Consider the following 19,656-nt stretch of genomic DNA (forward strand, 5'->3'; position numbering starts at 1 on the left):
TTGGCAATAGTTTTTATACTATTTAGTATAAAAATATAATTATTAGTATATAATCAAATAATAAGTATCATAAAAACATTTGTAGTATAATATTAGCTAATTTTTAACCTCATAAATATTAGAAACCTGAAGAACATTAGAAACTTGTGATGAAAAAGTTAACGTTTAAACAGCGAATGATGCTAGAGCGTGAGTCGCTGATTATTGAAACAGTCAACCATTTGTTAGCCACCAAAGGCTATGACGCGATGACCGTCGATGAGATTGCTGATACGGTGGGCATTGCCAAGGCGTCATTGTATCGACATTTTCCCAGTAAAGAAGCGCTAGGCATGGCGGCGCTAGTTGATATCATGAACAAAGCGCTTGAGGTCATCAATCAGCTAAACGCGACCGACCAAACAGCCATCGATAAGCTAAAAGCGCTGACACAGTGGGCGATGCGACTAAAACTGGCGCAAAAAATGCCGAATCTGCCGAGTGAAAACTCCCAGCTGCGCGAGCTGCTAATCGCCAATGACGATTACACCAACAACTTGGTCATGTTGTCAGATAGCATCGGTGAATGGATTGAGCAAGCGCAAGCAGAGGGCAAGTTGCAAAGCAACATACCAGGACTGGCAATTTTATATACCTTATATGCCAGAGCTTGTGACCCTGTACTGGGGTTTTTACGCTCGTCGCAGCTGTATGACGATGATGAGATTATCGCTATCGTGACCCGCACGTGTTTTGAAGGGCTAACCTAGATTAAGCTAACGCAGACAACTAAAAATAGACAGCTAAAAACAGACAGCTAAAAACCCAAGACAGTGTAGAAAAAAGTAGAAAAGTATGAGTAATTTTGTGATTCATCGTGAGCATGGCATCAGTAAAGCGCAAGCCTTTGAGATAACCGAAGATTGGATTGTCTCAGCAGAAAAAGACTATAAAATGCATTGCGATGTAGTGCGCAGTGATGAGCAAATACGCGTCAATTTTTCTCGTGCCGGTGTGACAGGTATGTTAACAGTGGATGATGAGGTATTTGATATGCAAGCAAAGCTTGGTTTTTTATTCAAAAGTTTTTTGCCGCTGATAGAAAAGACGGTAAATCAAAATCTTGATAACGCATTGCAAGCTGTAAAAGACCGTTAGCAGACACAGTGAGCTTTGAGTGGCAGTTAGCGTTTAGTTTGAGTTATTTTATTTAACATAATATACATTATGCGAAATAAAAGCTATCGGCGTCAAAAATGGGATGTATATTACTGTGATTAGTTTAATGATGAAATGACAATTAGCAGCAAAACTATTTGCATTTATCAATCAATAATGAGTAGTATGCTCACTCAATTATTTATTTATCATTTGTTTGTTTATCATTAAAATCGCCAAGGATTTATCATGATTGGATTTATTGCCCGTCACAGTACGATTTTTATGCCATTGTTTGGTGTGATTGGATTTATATTTCCTGACTTGTCGCATTTTGTCCTTGGGCTGCTGCCGCAGATTTTATTTTTCTTGATGTTTTTTACCTTGTTGGGCATTGACCAAACCCAGCTGATTAGACGCATGACGACCCAATATGTTTGGGGATTTGCCATCTTCCAAAGTGCGCTGATGAGCTTAGCCATGACCTTGATTGCTTATTTGCTAGGTGTCCGTGGTGATTTGTTGTTGGCTATCGCGGGTCTGTCAGCCACCGCACCGCTATTTGGTACGGGCGCTATTGTGAATGCAGTGGGTTTTGATGCACTATTAGCCATGGCAAAAACCATCACAGCCACGTTGGTGATGCCTGTTAGCTTACTGGTGATATTGTGGTTGCTTGGCAGCAAGGACGCCCATTTAGACTTTGTACTGTATATTAAGCGGTTATTAATTTACATTATCGCCCCCATGATTCTGGCGGTCGCAGCACGCCAATACATTCCCCGTGATACGCTCAATACTTATTATCCAAAAATTGCTAAGTTTAACATTATTCTACTGATGATGTTTCCGCTTGGATTGATGTCGGGCTTTAGACATACCTTTGACACCAATCCCATGCAGGCGTTAAGCTTGTTTGGTTTGGGCACTGTCTTGTCGTTAGTATTTTACTTTTCTGCCTATTTTTTATACCGCCGCTTTGGCTATGAAAACGCCATTATCTCTGCGCTGGCTTGCGGTGGCCGCAATGTGTTATTGGCGTATACCATCACCACGCCGTTTATGGGTGCGATGTTTTTACCGCTGATTGGCGCGTACCAATTGCCTTCGTTTTGCTTGCCGTTATTGGGTAAAAAAATGGTCAAATGGCATACTATCGACAGCCCAGCCAGCTTAAAATAATGCAGATGTTCGATTTATTCGTATGCTAACGTTTCAACTCAATCTACTGCCACAGTTATCAGCACAAGCCTTATATAATATTTTTAAGGCGCGCTGTGAGGTGTTTGTTGTAGAGCAACATTGCGCTTATCCAGACATTGATGATACCGACTTGGTGTGTTGGCATTTACAGGGTTTTATTAATAATAATCTGGTGTGTTATGCGCGGATTATCCCACCTGATTATCATTATTTGGGTTATGTGGCGATTGGTCGCGTGTTAACGGTTGGCGATTTTCGCGGTCACCATTATGGGCATGATTTGATGCAAAAAGCCATTGAAATTTGCCAGCAATACTACCCTAGCCAGCCGATTTTTATCGCCGCTCAAACTTATCTGATCCACTTTTATCAAGCGCTCGGCTTTTGTATGCAAGGTGACTGTTACCTTGAAGACGGCATTGAGCATGTCAATATGATATTGGAAGTCAAACATGATGCATAACCGTGCTGATTATCGGCTATATTTGGTCACAGATCGCAATTGCCTGCAACAGCAAACGCTTGAACAAGCCGTTGAACAAGCGATATTGGGCGGCGTGACATTGGTGCAGCTTCGAGAAAAAGCGATTGCTAGCAAAGCGTTCTATGAGCGCGCGCTGCGTATCAAAGCGATTTGCCACCGCTATAACGTACCATTACTCATAAACGATCGTGTCGATATCGCCTTAGCAGTTGAGGCAGATGGGGTGCATATCGGTCAAAGTGATTTGCCGTGTCGCGTGGTTCGGCAAATTTTAGGCAAGGATAAAATCATTGGGGTTTCCGCGCGCACCGCCCAGCAAGCCATCCAAGCGCAAGCAGACGGCGCAGATTATTTGGGCGTTGGCGCGATGTTTGCCACATCCACCAAACAAGATGCCCAAACAGTTACCATAGCGAGCTTAACGCAAATACGACAAGCGGTAACGCTTCCGATTGTCGCCATTGGTGGTATCAATCACACCACCCTGCCCGCCTTACAACAATCCCTGCAAGCTGCCGACACGTCCACTGGTGATGTGATTGACGGCGTGGCAGTCGTTTCTGCAATTTTGGGGCAAAAAGATGTCAAACTTGCCAGTGAACAGCTTAAAGAAATGATAAAAATTAAATAAATCAATCAGTTAGAATTTTTTATCAGCCGTAGCTGGCTATCAAAACGCCTTGCTTGCTGGGTGATGGGGTCAATAAAGTCGATGGATTTTGCCAACAGTTGCAAAGGCTTCGTAAAATCGCTACTGCCTTGGGTCTTGACAGTATTAACAGTGGGATAAAAATTGTCATTTAACAGCGGCATACCTAAATTTGCCATATGCACCCGCAATTGGTGTTTTTTGCCCGTCACCGGGGTTAATCGGTATAAGCTAAACGCCCCGTTATTTTCAATTAATTCAATCATAGTGTGCGCATTGGGCTCACCTTCGACCGTCTTGGTCAAAAAAAACGGCTCACCACTCTCAAGTCTGGAATGGATGTGAAAGGGATAACATAAATCGCTGCGAGTCGGTGCTATGGCGTGGTAAGTTTTGTGTATGTGTCTATCGGCAAACAGCGCATGATAGCAAGCGCGACTACTTGGATTAACCGATAATAACATCACGCCTGCCGTGTCCTTATCCAACCGATGCAAGGGTGAGATATCATTTACCGCTAACTGCTGTAAATCTGGATGATTTCTTAATTTGGCTAGTAGGGTTTGGCTGACATAGTGACCTGACGGTGTGACGGGTAAAAAATGCGGTTTATCGACCACCAGTAAATGTTCATCCAAATGAATAATGCTGGGCTCAAATGGAATGATAGGCTCATTCTCAACCTGCCTATAGTACAAGATGGTTTGCCCTGCCAAATAGGGCGAATCGTGTTTGAGCGGCTCGCCACGCTCAAGGCTAATTAAACCGCTGTCAAACCGTCGTTGCCAGTTTGCCAAACTAATATGAGAAAAATGCGCTGCCAAATAATCGATAAGCCGCCCACCCATATACAACTTATCATGGGGTAAATATAACTTACTGGGTTTCATGCCACGCTCTATCATGTTAAATCTATCATTTTTAAAAACCACTTTATCGATGCTGTTTTATTTTACGCCCATTTATTGGGCTAACAACAACTGCACGGTTATCGCATGATTAATGCTTAGCACATCATTGGGCAGCAAAACATCATGTCGGTTGATGGGTTGACCGTTTCGGGTAATGCTGATGTTGGGATCAATCTCATCAATCAGCAGCTGTCCTTGAGATTCGACAATCGCAAAATACACGCCACTGGCAAGCTTTAGGTCATTGGCGGCAAATAGACGTAAGGCATGGGCGATTTGCGCCTCGCGACTGGCAAACACAATCGGAAACTCGCGTACTTTTTGTTGGCGCTCCCCTAGCCCATCCACAGATTTTATGGTCAAAACAATCTGCTGTAGATTTTGGTTCAACTGCGGCAGTTTGCTTTGCGCTTGGCGTGGCGCAGTACTAGCAGTACTAAAAGCGGGCGGGCTTGCTACGATATGATGATTTGAGTTTGGCTGTGCCTGATTCTGAGTAATGAATTTAACACCCAGTTTAATCTCATTGCTAAATACCTCACCTTTTTGCAAACGTGCGATATCCGTTGGCGTGGCTTGCACTTTGGCTTTTAACCCAAATTGCGCTTCGTCGGACAAGCTTACCCCAATTGTGGCAAGCTTGGGTTTTAACACCTCATAGCCGTAAGATACCAAATCAATGGCATCATGCGGGGTATTGGTGGATTTATGGGCATGATTAAAACTGCTAAATAACTGCTCTACCATCGCGGTTGTCAGTCCATCATTAGATTTTAAGGTGATTTGAGTAATCACTTGGGATTTATTTACCCATTGTTTCGCCGCTGCCATAATCGCATCGGTCAATAAATCTTGATACGGCTTGGCGGATTTTTGGATGTTTGGCAACACAGTTACCATCGGCTTGGGCGCAGCTGTTGGCGGTTGTACCCTCGTAGGTTGTGGCTTATGTGGTGTAGGCTCGGTATTGACCAGCGGCGACTGCATCGGCGCAACTGCAGGCACTGGATTGGGGTTTGAAGGCGGTGTTGTTGGTTGCACAGGTATTTGATAAGCTTGATCAGGCTGCGGTTGTGGCGAAACAGGCTGGGTTGGGTACTGCGGCGATACAGGTATCGGTGCTACAGGCGCTGGTTGCGCGATAGGTTCAGGTAAGGTAATTGGGGCGCGTTCAGGGTAGTGTCCTGTGGCAGATTTTTCTTCGGCAAATCGTGGCATCAGTCGCCCTAACAGGCTTTGATATAGACTGGGGTTCTCGTCTTCATCATTTAGCGCATAGCCGTCAAGCCGTTGAATCAGCAAAATGACCGAATTATCTGCTTCGCTGACTGTGTCATCGTCATCCGCTGTTTGGGCGGCATGGGTTTTAATCGGCAATATATGAATATCAGGCATGGTGTATTTGAGCGATTGGGTAAAGTGTCGGTAGCTTTCTGCCATTTTCTTATTGGCAGTGATATCAAAACTCGTCGGCACGGACAGCTGAACGCTCACCCGTTGTAAGTCATCAATGGCGGTGGTGTATAGGCTAAAGAAATTTTCCATTTCATCAAACACATCGCTTGGGTGTTTGTCGTCAATGATAAACCGGTGGTTGGTGGTGATGTAAGCCATAATTTACTCTTAATGGTGAAATTTTTTATTAATGGGTTTGCGTTTTTTTAACAGCTTGCGTAGTATCAGTCACTGGACTAGCCACTGAATCAGCCAGTGGCTTGGCGCTGGCAGGACGGCTAATCGCTGAGCTTTGATACATCTGTTTGGCTAATATCATGCCTGCCTGTACCGCTCGGTTAATGCCATCACGGGGGTCATCGACCAAGCCGTTTTTAGTCCAGTTACGTTCAACCAATACCGCTACCGCTTTATCCCATTTGCCATTTTTATCTTTTAGCCCATAGACAAACCATTTATACGGACGAGCATAACACGCCACCGATGGCTGAGTTTTGCCTGCGCGAATGTCCGCATTGTTACACAGATTTGCCACCATAGTGACGGTGACATTGGGGGTATAAAAGCTGCGACCGTTTTGTGTGGTTGGGTAGTTAAAGCCGGGTGTGCCTGTTTTGCCCACTATCACGCCCTGTGTCCAAGCACAGCTACCAATCGCTTGGTTACAGGCAGTGAAAGCTGTGCCGTTGCCGCCTCCCAAACCTGTGCCTGCTAGCAGCGTACCTGATAATAAATTAAGCGCACCGCGGGCCTCAGATTGATTGATGCCCAGAGGCATGGCGCCGAGTTGGCTAGTAGCTGTGGTCAATATCTCTTGGCTTTGGGCATCGCCTCGCCAGGCTTTAGGGCGCAGCGGAATTTGATTGACGCCCCACAAATCCTCAATCAAATGCACGCCGCGACGTTGGGTCGCGCCATTATCGGCAATCAGCAGATTGGCAAACATATCCGACACACCCAGTACCGAGGTTTTGGCATTACCTGCGCCAAACACTTGGTTCATGCTGGCATTGAGCATATCGCCCCCTTGACGACACGCCCCATTCATACGTCCGCCATTGGCTTTGACACAGCTTGCCACTTGGCTTTCGGTAAATTGTAATTGCTTGGTGGTGTAATCTTGCTTGCCATCGGTGAGCAGCACGCCTGAGAAATAGCGGCTTTGTAGCATCGGGTCACTATTGTAGGCTTTACCAAACAGTAAATCTTTAAATCCGCAATTCACTCCCCCTTTATCGGCACAATTCACACTCCAGCCCATGTCATCACTGGCTTTTTTAAAGGCGGGCATACCTGGGCAAACGCCTTGTCGGTCACGTTGCAATGACATCGCACTGGTCGTGCGGTGACAATATAAAAAATTCGCCACTTTTTCGGTAGATGAGCTTGCTATTACTTGTTTAAGATATTGCGCTTCAGGGGTTTGCATATTTTTAAACCGTGGATTGGCGCGTACCAGTGCCAATGCTTGTACGGTTTTAACGGTCGAACCTGGGTACACGGTTTGGTATAAAGCATGGTTCATGAGGTTTTGCTTGCTCCAGTCTTTTTTCCACAGTATTGGGCAGCCTGTGGGCTTAATCGTGGTATCGCCATTATCGGCACGGTAGCAGTTGGAGTCAGCGCTAGCAAGGGCAAGCACGCCTTGGGTTTTGACATCAATCACCGCGATACCGATACTGCGTACCAAGGCGTTTTCATACATACCATTGGCGACGTTTTGCAACGCAGGCGAAAGCACGTTATTACAGTCCGTGCCATTGGGGTTATTGGTAACACAATCCGCTACTTGCTGGGCGGTAGTCTGTACGGCGGGATCTAGGGTTAACGCCATGTTGTAGCCGATTTTGATATCCGAGCCATCGACATTGATGCTATTGATTGGCGGTGCAGTGAGTTTTTGCCACCAGCTGCGTTGATCATTTTTTTGTTGGTAGCTTTGATAAGCATCCAATAACTGGCGGTCAAAATGGCTGGCGTGAATGTTGGACAATTCGCTATACATCAACCCTAGATTGGTCGGCAAAGCAACCTCAGTTTTGCTGGTGGAGGCAATCCGTTTCTTCGGGTCTTGCGTGGGTTTGTCTTGTAGGGTTTGCAACACGCCATTGGCTTGGTTTTGAATATCGTTTTTGGTTTTATTAAAAGCATTATTTGGGTCAGATGCTGGTGCATTGGGTAAAGTCGCCGCCCCTGTCAATGGTTTGACCGCCAAGGACTTGACCGACATCGGAATCAATCTAGGGTTGTTACAAAGCTGGGTTAATGAGTCAACGTCACCTGTGTCAGTCATGGTATTGCCACGACTATCGACATACAGATAGCCTGTTTGATTGTCCGCCGTTTTGGCGGTTTTGATGTATACACAGCCCGGTAGCCCATACCAAGGGTTGGTTTGGGTGAGCCAATTGGTTGGCATATGTGCGACATTGGGGTCGTTTTGATTGCGGCGATTGGGCTGTTGTTCTCGCCATTGTAGTTGCAACAACCGCTCTGGGTTGGCAAGCGTTTTTAGCGCAAAGGCTAACGCGTCTTCGTTGATATGTTGCTCACAGGCTTGTTGCCAAAGGCTGGCAGTTTGCAGTTGGTATTGGTTGGCTAGACGTTTTTGCTGATACAAGCTGAGCAGACTTTGATTAACTCGGTTGATACTGTCGGTAAAACGGGCTTGGTTTTTGGGCTGCATTAAGTCGCACGTTTTGGCAGGCGTGGCGTTGACCGAAGTTGATAGATTAGCGTTTGCACTTTGGGTATTAGTATTTTGGCTGTTGGCTTGGTTGACCACATCCGCCATACCCAGATTATCGACGACAAGTGACACGGCGTTTTCATTCGCCTCTGCATTGTACGTGGTATTTGAGGCGGTTAAGGGCGAGAGATACCAGGCCAGCCAGCCGATAAGGCCGACAACAAACACCACCAAAATTACTTGTAAGTTGGTCAAAATGGTTTTGTAAAGCGCTTGAGAAACCCGAAAACTGGCAACTTTACCGTCGTTTTTGATTTTTTTGTTACTATTTTTTGTTTCACTTGCTTGCGTATTGTCGGAGGTATTGGCAGGCGTGGCTGTTTCTTCAATCTCTGTGGTTGAATCAGTGACATTATTATCTTGTGGTAAGATGTTAGAATCTATTTTTTGAACAGTTTCTAACTTGCCACTGTTCATAGTTTCTTGACTGTTTTCGTCTTTCGGGGTTTGGTTTTCGGTCATTTTGAACCTTTAATTTTTGCAAGCCTTACTAAAATTTGACGTTTCTACAATTGGATAAGTTATTGAGCATACGGTTTATGGTTTATTGCCGTCCAACATCAGCTTTGGCTGAAACAGCGCCAAACTGAGCATAATACTATTGAGCCATAAATTACTGGTGCCATAACTTAAAAACGGCAAGGTCACCCCCGTGAGCGGTAAAATTCCTAAATTCCCTGAAATGGTGACAAGTGCCTGAAACACCGTAATCACCACCCACAGCAAAATCACCCACGCCAGCAAAAAATAACCACCCGATAACAGCCGTGATTTCATCTGCTCACTGGCGAACGCCATCTGCTGACGGGCAATCAGTACCAGCCACGCAAAATACACCATCATCAGCCCCACACTGGCCCCGATACCCACCACTGCCATCACCGAAGTGATGGTATAGTCACTTTGCATCTGTAGCGGTACGCCTTGACAGCCCGACAAATGATAACCACACCACGGAATATCGCCAAACCCATAGCCAATCATCGGCACACTATCGCGAAACCAATGCAAAATCGCCATCTGATCGTTGCTCGCCACAAACGGATTGACCCACGCATTGACCCGCTCGGCAGTACGCGCATCAAACCCGCTTAAATTCACCAATACCATCATCAGCAAAAGCAAAATCGCGGTACTCGACAACACGCCCAAAATATAACCCCGACCGCCCATTTGGAAAATTTTGTTGGATAGCGCCACGCCCACCAAAAAGGTAAACAAAAACAAAAATACCAACATGGTGCCTTTTTCATTGGCAATACCCAGTGCAATAAACGGCAACACCACCGCGAAAGCAAGCAGCAGGGTCATTTTTTTGGAGCGGAAAAACAGATGATTAATCAAGCCGCGTTGGTTAATCGCCAAAAACACGCCCAAGAACACCATCAGCCAAATCTTTGACAGTTCAGCGACTTTCGCACTGTCACTGTGAATCAACACTGCCAAGCCCAAATAACCCACCGCAAAGGCAAGCAGCCACACACGGGCTTTAGTCATCGCCGATTTGACATTGCCCCAACTGCTGTGTAGTAAGTTATTGGCAACGAGGGTTTTAAGCCCCCAACTAACCAAACTGCTAATCGGGCGAGCCAGGCTAATAAACACAAAACACCAAAACAAATCTTTGAAATGATTGAGAAAAATATAACGCAGTGACAAATAACTACGGGTGCTTAAGTCAAATAAAATCATCAAGCCAAAGGTGGTAAAACCCACAAATAATGGATAAATCCATACTGATGACTGTATTTCCCGATTATCAGGGAATTTTTCCATCAACCGACGCATGGGCGAAAAAATCGTCAATACACTCAGTAACACGCCGACGCAAAACATCACACCCCCCACCATCATCGGCAATATCACTGTATGGCTAACACCTGCAATGACCAGTCCCCACACAGTGATGGCTATCGGTAACACTTCCAGCCAGTGCTTACGCCGAGACAGCCACAGTAACCCCCACGTCACCCATGACCAAATACACACCTGCGTGAGCATTCCCAAATGCATGGGCGTGCCAATTAACGGCAGTAAATTGTTCGCTTGCAAGGCTTTTTGTTGGTTGTTATTGGCGTCATAGATACTGGCGACATCGTTTGCCGATTGATTTAACAGTTTGGCAATAGCAGGCTGATTGCTAAACAGGCGATTGTAGGCAAAACGTCGATTGCCATCGGCGACCGCAAGCATTGACACGGCAAAATTAGCTTGGTCGGCAGGGGATAATTTATCGGTTTTTACCGCCATTAGGTTGTTTAAACTATCGAGTTGCCCACTAGCGTTAAGGTGTAGCCAATCTTGGCGATTGCTGAGTTTATCGCCACCCAAATTCACTTCGGTTTCATTTTCAACCAGCTCGGTTTGGCGTTGCTGTTTGCCTTGGGCTTGCCATGCGGCCGCTAAGGCTTGTTGGGTTTTGGTAAAATGTTGCTTTGCCTCACTCATTAATTGTGCGGGCTGACTGGCTTGGGCACAGGCTTGAGTCATGCCATAATTGGGGTCATTACGGTTGTCATACAGATTAGTAATGACATTGTCGCCACAATATTTGCTGAGCAGTTGCGGTTTGGCGATGCCTTCAGTATAGCTGGTGAGTTCGAGTTGATAACGCTGCAGTTTGGGCGAATGGGCGTAATCTGCCAGTAAAAATGCGCCAATTAACAGGAGCCATACCACCGCTAAAATTATGATTTCGCTCAACGTTTGCGCTTTGGCGTTAGGTTTTTTGCTGGCTTTTGTACGACTCACTATGTTTAGCATGGGGTTTTCCAAATTGATTAACTTTTTTTATTGCTATCCATGTTTAAAAATTAATTGGGGTCATACAACACCACCGTGCGTGCGATTAAATCATGCAGCGTTTGTTTACGGGCGGTAAACCACATCAAAAAACCAAATGGCAATAAGATAAGCTTTAAGGTTTCGCGGATTAACGCATGGAAAAAATTAACCCGTTGTCCCTGCATACCAAACACCCACATACCCATAATCACCTTGCCCACCGTTGCTTGTCGTCCCAAACAGGTCAATAACGTCATATAAAACAAATAAAATCCATACGCTATCAAGGCAAGCGTTTGATCGGTAAACCCACGAATGCCAAGCTGCGGTAAAATCTGCGGCAACAATAATTGATAAGCCAATCCCAATAATAAACTGACTAACGCTAAATCAAATAGATAAGCCAATGCGCGGCGCACAAAACCTGCATATAGCATGGTATGAGCCGGCTTACGAGTCTGCAGCGCGGTCGAAGGCAGCTGATTGGTAGTGGGCGTTGGGTATTGGCTAGGTTGCTGTGGCTGTACTGCGGGAGCGACATAAGGATTTGCGTAGTCAGTAGGTTGTGCGGGTGGATTTGACGCTTGAGCAATATCAGGCTGTTCATAATTAGGCTGTGCATAGATTGGTTGAGCAGGTTGCTGCATAGGTTGACTAGCCTGCACAGCTGGCATATCGGTCGGTTGATAATTGCCTGCAGATGGATTTGGTGTATAACTTTGCCAAGTAGAATGTTCGGGCTGCGGCGCGTCATAGGCATTATAGCCACTTGACTGTACAAAAGAATTTGCTTGCTGCGGCTGAGTATGATTATCAGATTGTTGCGCAAACTGACGACTGCCACAATTTGGGCACATAACCGCAGTTTTTGGTAATTTTTGACCACATTGTTGGCAGACAATAATCATAGATGTTTACTACCCTATTTTCATATTTTCATATTTTCAATTTGATAAACTAATTTGACGATCCAACCACCCAGTTGTATGGCGGCAAACACTCAGCAGGCACAGGATTGGCGCCGCTACTGTTTTGCTGGTCGATAATGGCTAACACTTTCTCGGCGATGGGTACCAGTTCTGGATAGGTTTGCGGATAATTTAACATGTTTTGGCAACGTTTTTGTTGATCGTCAGTGGTATAAAACTGTGCCAATAACGACCCCACCGCGCCTTTGTCATCACCCGCTTGCAGTGCCATTGCCGCTGCCAATTCAATCATATACGTATTGGGATATTTGCTGCTATCACGCGGCGTTTGTAGCGCATAAAGCAAAAAAGATTTGCTATAAGGATAGTTGTTTTTAAATAAATAATAAGCAAAATTGGCGACATATTCGCCTTGGTTGGGATTGTATTTCACTGCTTGCGCTTGAAGATAAGCGGCGGCTTTTGGGTCTTTTTTGCGCCAGTAATAGCTTTTTGCTGCTTCATTGAGTTGTTTGGCGAGCGTTTTATTCGTGGGCTGCTGTTTAAAATAGCCCATATCCGCGTTGCGAAAGGCTTCAAGCGAGTATTGCTTTGTCGCATTGATATCTTGGCTGTAACCGAGCTCTTGCAGCTGTTTGAGCGATGGCTCGGCAAACTCACCCACCTTGACGACTTTATCAAAAAACTCGGGGCTAATACCGAGCGTGTCTTGATACAGCTTGGCTACGCTAGTTTGCGACGAGGAAGAAAAAAAGCCACTTTGCTCTTTAAGCGCTTGCGTCATAGTGGCTTTTGCAGTCGGTAGCGATTTGATGATGGTGCTGTAACTATTTTGGCTTTTTGGTTTTTTTTGTGAATTATCATCGGTACTTGCCGCTTTGGTATTATCGGACTGATTGGTAGTGGCGGATTGTGATGTCGTCGGTGTTGAGGCGGATTTTAACCTTGATACGCCATAGCCACCGATTGCCACTAGGCCAGCAATTAGGGCAGCAATCATCGCTATCAGCCACCCTTTAGAGGGCTTTTTGACAGATACCTCACCGGTAGAAGTAGTATACGGTGGCGTAGTGGGTGTCGTCTCTGTAGTATCAGTGTGATGCGTGGGTGCTGTTCTCGCATCTGTCATTGTATCTAGCATCGTATCTGGCATCGCCATTGAATGAGTCGCCGGTGTTTGGGTCGCGTCATCGACTGCATCCCCTGCATTGACTACATTTGCATTGACTATATTGATGGGTTGGCTCGGTATGCCCCGGTGACTGTTAGCCTGAGTATTGAGCGATTGCTCAAGCCGACGATTATTTGCCAATGTCTCATCACCCATCAAACCGGCCAAAGCCGCGCTTGGCTGATGACTTGGGTGATTTGCGGCAGTGGACGCTACAGAAGCACGGGTGGGCGTGGTTTGCCAGACGCTGGTTGTCGCTGCAGCGATGATTGCGGGCACAGGTGTGACGGGCGTGGTTAACGGGTTATTGGGTACGGTTAAAAACAGACAGCGATGACAGGGTTTACCAACAAAATGAATGTGGCTAGCATCATTGGGATAATTTTCACACACTTTAAACTGGCGGTGTTGAACCAATCCGCGTAGATGGTTTTCCCACTCGGCGGCGCTTGGGCGATCAGTTGGATGGGTGGATAAAAACGCTTTATCAAACATTGCACGGGTTTGGTCATCCCAACACATATGAATGCTGTTTTTTAGCGGGGCAATCTCTGGGTGTGGCTGCAAGCCATAAGCATATAGCCGCTCTTTGATAAATTGGTCGGTGTTGCGATGGGCAGCATTTTTTAATCGGTCTGAGACAGGGATAAAATAAAAAGGATGAATACCATTGTTTAAAATTTTAAACAGCTCAATCGCCAGTACAAAACGGTCGTGTTTTTCATCCAACAAACCAATATCTTTGTGTTCATGGTATTCAGGACTGGTCATTTCAGGTGATATGACAGGACTTGGATAAACGCTGCCATCACTGCCAGTAATACGGTAGCTATCACAGTCGATAAACCCAACGATAAAGCCTTTATAATCATCATCCATGCCCGTGCTTGGCTCTGGCATCAGGCGCATATTGGCTTCTTTAAAATCAATAAAGGCATGCCCATGACCATGTAAATCCGCCATCAAGGCGCTAATATTGGCACACAGCTGCACGCGATAATTGAGACTCTGCTGATACGCGGTCAGTTTTGCTGCCTCTCGTGGGTACATAAAAGGATTGAGCGATAACGACCTATCAAAATCCAGCTCTGGCATGGCATAGCCAATGAGCTCATCATGCTCGCCGACAATCAGATGTCTCACCCAAGCAAACTGGGTATATCCTACCCCATTAATCACTTCATAAATATGCTCAGGCGGGCGCGCCATCATGGCTTGTAGTTTGGCAAGGCTGGGGTTTTTGGGGTCGATGGGATTTTTAAAGATTTTTGCCACCAAATTGCCCGTGCCTAACAGATTACCAAGACGGTAGACAATGCCCATACCGCCAGAGCCGATCTCATGAGAGATAGGCAAATCAATGGTGATACGCTGATTGTTTGCAATTAAATACGGCATGAACTATCTCTTAAGATTGGCAGATGAGGTGGGTAAAGCGGCTAACTCAGTGCTAGCAGTGGCACTCATATGATTTATTGTGTCAGTAATACCCAAATAGTATAGCTGTATTTGCTGATTGCCGCTAGAATCGCTGACCGTGCTAGCAGGCAAACCCGTAGAGGCGGTAGCTGCTTTATGGCTAGTAGAGCTAGTTAAAATTTCTGATAACCCTTTGTCAAGCGTCAGACTATCCAAGATTTCAGTCTTTTTGCTTAACCCAGCTATTTGGCTCGTTATCGATTTGATAGGCAAGCTAATTTGGCAGTTGTAGTAATGCATCGTGGGCTGGATGGTGACCCCTAAACTTGTCAAATCATGGGTATCGGTAACTGGCAAGCAGCTTGCTTTAGCCGCAAGTTTGACAGCATGATTGTTAAATTGTGAGTCGGTCAAAGTAGCCGCCAAAGTAGCCTCAGTCTCGGTATGTTGGTTTTGCAAAGCTGTACTCGCTGCGCCACTGGCAACCGTTGGGTTTTTATTAGCGACCACCGTGGTAACAGTGGCGGATAATAAGGGCAGATTCACCCTATTTTTGTTTTCGTTTTTATTATTGTTTTTAGTTTTAGCGCTGCTTGTTGGTTTGGATTTTTGCTCGATGACACTGATAGAACCACCTTGCGGACTGGCTACTATCACCTTTAGGATGGGATCATCGCTGGGATTGCCACTTTCGGTAAGCGTTGCGGCTTTGCTCAAGTCAATGGCATAGGAATCACCCAGTGCGTGCGCGGTCAGTGGGGGCGTTATAGCCGAGATGGGCGTTGTGCTCGCCACCGATGCCGCAGTATTGGCATTGTTGACAGTTTGCGTGGGGAGCAATCGATCTTTATTTATCCAGCCCAATATGCCTGTGCCAATGAGCATCGCGGCGCCAGCCATCATAGCAGTATTACGCCGCTGTCTGGTTGAGTCACTGACGGACTGCGAAGGGGGCAACGCCTGTGACGTTGTGGCCGCTGGCGTTGCAGGAGCAGTCTGTACAACACTGTCAAAGTGCGGATTTGGGTTAGGCGCTATGTTATTGATGTTATTGGAGGTTATGTCATTAAATGCTACGTCATCAGGCGTGCTAGTGGCGCGGGTATTTTTATGATTGACAGCATCGGCATGCCAAACCGTGGGGTTGTTTGGTGCAGTCGCTATCGTGTCATTTTCTAGGGTGTCATTCGCTAGGGTTTTATTTTGCCCCTCAACCATCGGTTCAAGGCTTTGATAATGCTGTTGATTTTTTAGTAATACCACCAAGGATTTATCATCACCGGTTAATCGATAGGTGGCAGGGTTGCCAAGCGCCTGTTCAATAATCGCGCTGCCCTGCTGTAAGCTTTGACTTTGGGTTAAATTAAATAGCAAGTTACCAAAAAAAGGGCGGTAAATTTTGGGCGTAACACTTGCGCCTTCAAATACCAAGTCCGCACAGCCATCCGACATCAGTGCAAGGCAATCCACTTGCGATAAATCAATGGGCTCAACCCTTAAAAAGGATTGCCAATTGTCTTGGGTGATAAAATGCGTCTCATTGACGTATTCATTCTTGCTATCATCTCCGTACACTTGCAAGTTGGTAAAATAATCAATGTGAGGATGGCGGACAACAAATTGGCTGGTGATAAGAGGACTATCACCGATTTGCACCAATAGTGCTTGATGATTTGAATGAATGAGTAGCCCAGTAAAGGTGGTGTGATAATCTCTTAGGCTCGATTCAGCGGTCAGCTGTGACTGCAGGTCGAGGCGTATTTGTGATAATTGCTCGATAATTTGCTGTTTGACTTGCACCAAATCAAACGCAATGCCGCTGATACTGACACTGTGACTAACACTGAGACCCACACCGAGACTGAGCAGCATTTTTCCAATTGATTGACTAAAAAACGCTGCCCCCGCTTGGCTAAATTTTGCCGAGCCCGCCCCATCACATACCACGGCGACCATACCTTTTTCGGTTTTTTGCAAATAGATACTGTCTTGATTGGGCAGGTTGCTGTCGATATGGGATTTACCAATACTGGATGCGCCATACATTTGCCAAGATGATTGGACTGATAATTGCGATGTTGGCGCGAACAAATCCGTGGTTTGGTTCATCATTATCCCCAGTTTTTTTAGGTTTTTTTATTATCATGAGCGTTGCAGGTGATTGTCTTTACCATCAACTTTGAATGGTCGCCCACGGTGAGATGCTCCCTAATTGCACGGTTTCCCCAGGCGCAGATTGTGAGACGGTCTTAAGACTCGCGGACAACCACACAAAAAATTCGACAAACTTAACGGAGTTGAGATGCACAGGGGGGGTTAAAATCGACAGTTGCTTGAGCATCTTAACTTCTTGCACGCCTGCGTCAATGGCAATCGGATAAATAATACATTGATTATTTTGTTCGGCTTGGTGACATTGATTAATAGCCGCCTGCCACATATCTTGGCTGTCGGTGGGCAGACCATCCGTCATGGCAATAACCCAAGGACGGGTATAATTGATACCGTTGTCGCGTAGATTGATACGCTCTTGCTCAATCAAATTGAGCGCAAGTAACATACCTTGTCCGAGCGGCGTCATGCCATTTTCACGAAATTTAATGGGGAAAAAATCAATCGCATCCGTCCAGTCCATCATCAGCTCTGCGGTATCATTGACCCCGCCCACGATGACAATGGCCAAACGCACACGGTTGCGGGCTGTTTCATCTTTCATCAAATCATGATAAAACGCTTCAATCCCTTCATTGAGCATATCGATACGGCGTTTGTCGCCATTGCCTGAGCGTATCGCCATTGAGCCTGACAAATCCAACACCAAAACGCACAGGGTACGCTGGGCAACGTTATTGCCGTAGTCGATTTCTCGAAACTGGGGGGTGAGGGCTTGCGGGATGGATGGTGGCGTAGAATGAGCTGGGTTTTGAAAATTGGGTATGGGGTTGTGGGCGACCATAAAGATATCCTATTTTTATAAAAATTATTGTAATCGGTATCTCAGCAAAAGCCGATACGAAAAGCAAGGTTTTTTGTGGGGATTTAATTAACAACAGTCAAAAATATTTCTACAATCTTACCAAAACGGGCTTAAATACTTCCCCGCCCCGTTAATCATAAGTCATAACCCATCACTTATAAATCGTAAGCCATACGTCATAAAAAACCCCTAACACGCGGTTAAGGGTTTTGATTATTTAAACTATCTTAGTTTTTTAACAGGCTTATCTAATAAGCTTAGTCTTTTAACACTTCTGCCATGGCATTGGCTACATAGTCGATATTGCTAGCGTTTAGACCGGCAACCGAGATACGGCCATTAGCGACCATATAGATACCAAAATCTTTGATAATGCGCGCTACTTGCTCAGGAGTGAGACCGGTATAGCTAAACATACCGTTTTGCTTGGTGATATATTCAAAACTGCGACCGGGTAATTTGGCCTCTAAGCTGTCACGCAGTTTTTGGCGCATTTCTTTGATGCGATCGCGCATCACATACACTTCTTGTACCCATTCATTGAATAACGCTTCGTCATTCATCACGATATCAACCACATGACCGCCATGCGAAGGTGGGCTTGAGTAAATGCGGCGGATATTGAACTGCAATTGACCTTGTACCGCTTTGGCTTGTGCTTCGTCTTTACACACCACAGATAAACCGCCAACGCGCTCACCATACAGTGATAGATTTTTTGAGAATGAGTTACTGACAAAGAACAACAAGCCCATATCCACTGCTTTGCGAATCGCATAGACATCTGCATCCATGTCTTCACCAAAGCCTTGATAGGCAATATCCATAAAGGCAAGCAAGTTTTTCGCTTTGACCACTTCAAGCACTTTATCCCATTGCGCTTGGGTCAAGTCAACGCCCGTTGGATTATGACAACAGGGATGCAGCAACACCACATCATGGGCTTGCAAGGTGTTTAAGAAAGCAATGAGTTCATCAAATTTGATGCCATTGGTCGCTGCATCATAATAGGGATATTTGCCCACCGCAAAACCAGACCCTTCAAAGATACCAATATGGTTCGCCCACGTTGGATCAGACACATAGCATTTGGCTTGTGGAAACCAAGCATGAATAAAATCAGCCCCGACTTTGAGCGCGCCTGAACCACCGATGGTCGCTGTGGTTGCCACACGCTTGTCTTTTAATACTTGTGCGTCTTTACCAAACAATAGGTTTTGGCAAGCGGCGCGATAACCTGGCAGACCGTCCATTGGCAGATAGGGACGGGGTTTTGGTGGATTAGCGATTTGTGCTTCAGCTTTTTGCACACAGTTGAGGACGGGTAATTTACCGTCATTATCAAAATATACACCCACACCCAAATTAACTTTGTCGGCACGTGGGTCTTGTTTATGCTTGTCCATCAACCCCAAAATCGGGTCACCCGCATACGGTTCTACATGTGAAAACATGAATAGCTCCTACATTTAATTGATAAGTTTGACTGCTAAAAAATTTACGCTAACGTGGCATTGCCCAAATATTCAATGTCAACGGATAAGGATAAACCTTGTAACCCAATAAAACAACCGTCACGCCTATTTTTTTGCTTGTCTAAGCGCTTTACCTGACAAAGTTTTAAGCCTATCAAATTTGCCCTTTCGATGAGTTAACCTACCCATGCAGTTACATTTTTTCACAGCAGCTATCGCATAAATTGCAAATTCTCCGTATTATTTACATTTATAACTTATACCCCACTCTCAACACTTTTAAGCGGGGTTGAAACAAAGAAGGCATGAACTT

The 19,656-nt window shown here is 45.5% G+C and carries 14 protein-coding genes; 5 read left to right on the forward strand and 9 right to left on the reverse strand.

Annotation, left to right across the window (positions count from 1 at the left end):
• The first annotated feature begins 149 nt into the window (after positions 1–149).
• The 5 genes from RTP55_RS07975 to thiE all read left to right on the forward strand — a co-directional run bounded on the left by RTP55_RS07975 (position 150) and on the right by thiE (position 3,455).
• Positions 150–749: a TetR/AcrR family transcriptional regulator gene (locus tag RTP55_RS07975; RefSeq protein WP_065252693.1), complete on the forward strand. Its 600-nt coding sequence runs from the start codon at positions 150–152 to the stop codon at positions 747–749.
• Positions 750–834: 85 nt separating this feature from the next.
• Positions 835–1,137, forward strand: coding sequence for a polyhydroxyalkanoic acid system family protein (locus tag RTP55_RS07980; protein WP_065252692.1), 303 nt, complete (start codon positions 835–837; stop codon positions 1,135–1,137).
• Positions 1,138–1,386: 249 nt separating this feature from the next.
• The gene (locus RTP55_RS07985) at positions 1,387–2,319 is read left to right on the forward strand and encodes a lantibiotic ABC transporter permease (protein ID WP_312385445.1); all 933 of its coding nucleotides are present in this window, start codon (positions 1,387–1,389) and stop codon (positions 2,317–2,319) included.
• 22 nt (positions 2,320–2,341) lie between these two features.
• Positions 2,342–2,803: a GNAT family N-acetyltransferase gene (locus RTP55_RS07990; protein WP_312385447.1), complete on the forward strand. Its 462-nt coding sequence runs from the start codon at positions 2,342–2,344 to the stop codon at positions 2,801–2,803.
• Entirely contained in the window at positions 2,793–3,455 is a 663-nt protein-coding gene (gene thiE, locus RTP55_RS07995; RefSeq protein ID WP_312385449.1) for a thiamine phosphate synthase, read from the forward strand. The genes RTP55_RS07990 and thiE overlap by 11 nt, the downstream gene beginning before the upstream one ends.
• Before the next feature lie 5 nt (positions 3,456–3,460).
• Here the strand turns inward: thiE and RTP55_RS08000 are convergent, their stop codons facing one another.
• From RTP55_RS08000 to RTP55_RS08040, 9 genes are all read right to left on the reverse strand, one after another.
• Positions 3,461–4,363, reverse strand: a complete 903-nt coding sequence (locus RTP55_RS08000; protein WP_312385450.1) for a pseudouridine synthase — start codon at positions 4,361–4,363, stop codon at positions 3,461–3,463.
• Positions 4,364–4,435: 72 nt separating this feature from the next.
• On the reverse strand, positions 4,436–5,998 hold the full coding sequence (locus RTP55_RS08005; protein ID WP_312385451.1) for a hypothetical protein: 1,563 nt from the start codon (positions 5,996–5,998) through the stop codon (positions 4,436–4,438).
• A 28-nt stretch (positions 5,999–6,026) separates the two neighbouring features.
• Positions 6,027–9,050, reverse strand: a complete 3,024-nt coding sequence (locus tag RTP55_RS08010) for a penicillin-binding transpeptidase domain-containing protein (protein ID WP_312385452.1) — start codon at positions 9,048–9,050, stop codon at positions 6,027–6,029.
• Between the two features lie 75 nt (positions 9,051–9,125).
• Complete coding sequence (locus RTP55_RS08015; RefSeq protein ID WP_312385453.1) at positions 9,126–11,351, reverse strand: FtsW/RodA/SpoVE family cell cycle protein; 2,226 nt, start codon at positions 11,349–11,351, stop codon at positions 9,126–9,128.
• A 50-nt stretch (positions 11,352–11,401) separates the two neighbouring features.
• Complete coding sequence (locus RTP55_RS08020; RefSeq protein ID WP_312385455.1) at positions 11,402–12,280, reverse strand: RDD family protein; 879 nt, start codon at positions 12,278–12,280, stop codon at positions 11,402–11,404.
• 49 nt (positions 12,281–12,329) lie between these two features.
• A complete protein-coding gene (locus RTP55_RS08025; protein WP_312385457.1) occupies positions 12,330–14,870 on the reverse strand; it encodes a hypothetical protein in 2,541 nt (846 codons plus the stop codon).
• Between the two features lie 3 nt (positions 14,871–14,873).
• Complete coding sequence (locus RTP55_RS08030) at positions 14,874–17,000, reverse strand: PP2C family serine/threonine-protein phosphatase (protein ID WP_312385458.1); 2,127 nt, start codon at positions 16,998–17,000, stop codon at positions 14,874–14,876.
• Positions 17,001–17,064: 64 nt separating this feature from the next.
• The gene (locus tag RTP55_RS08035; RefSeq protein ID WP_312385460.1) at positions 17,065–17,847 is read right to left on the reverse strand and encodes a vWA domain-containing protein; all 783 of its coding nucleotides are present in this window, start codon (positions 17,845–17,847) and stop codon (positions 17,065–17,067) included.
• Positions 17,848–18,125: 278 nt separating this feature from the next.
• The gene (locus tag RTP55_RS08040; RefSeq protein ID WP_204156042.1) at positions 18,126–19,322 is read right to left on the reverse strand and encodes an amino acid aminotransferase; all 1,197 of its coding nucleotides are present in this window, start codon (positions 19,320–19,322) and stop codon (positions 18,126–18,128) included.
• Positions 19,323–19,656: the final 334 nt, after the last annotated feature.

This window comes from Moraxella sp. CTOTU47579 (assembly GCF_032004885.1).
In the GTDB taxonomy this organism is placed as follows: Bacteria; Pseudomonadota; Gammaproteobacteria; order Pseudomonadales; family Moraxellaceae; genus Faucicola; species Faucicola tetraodonis.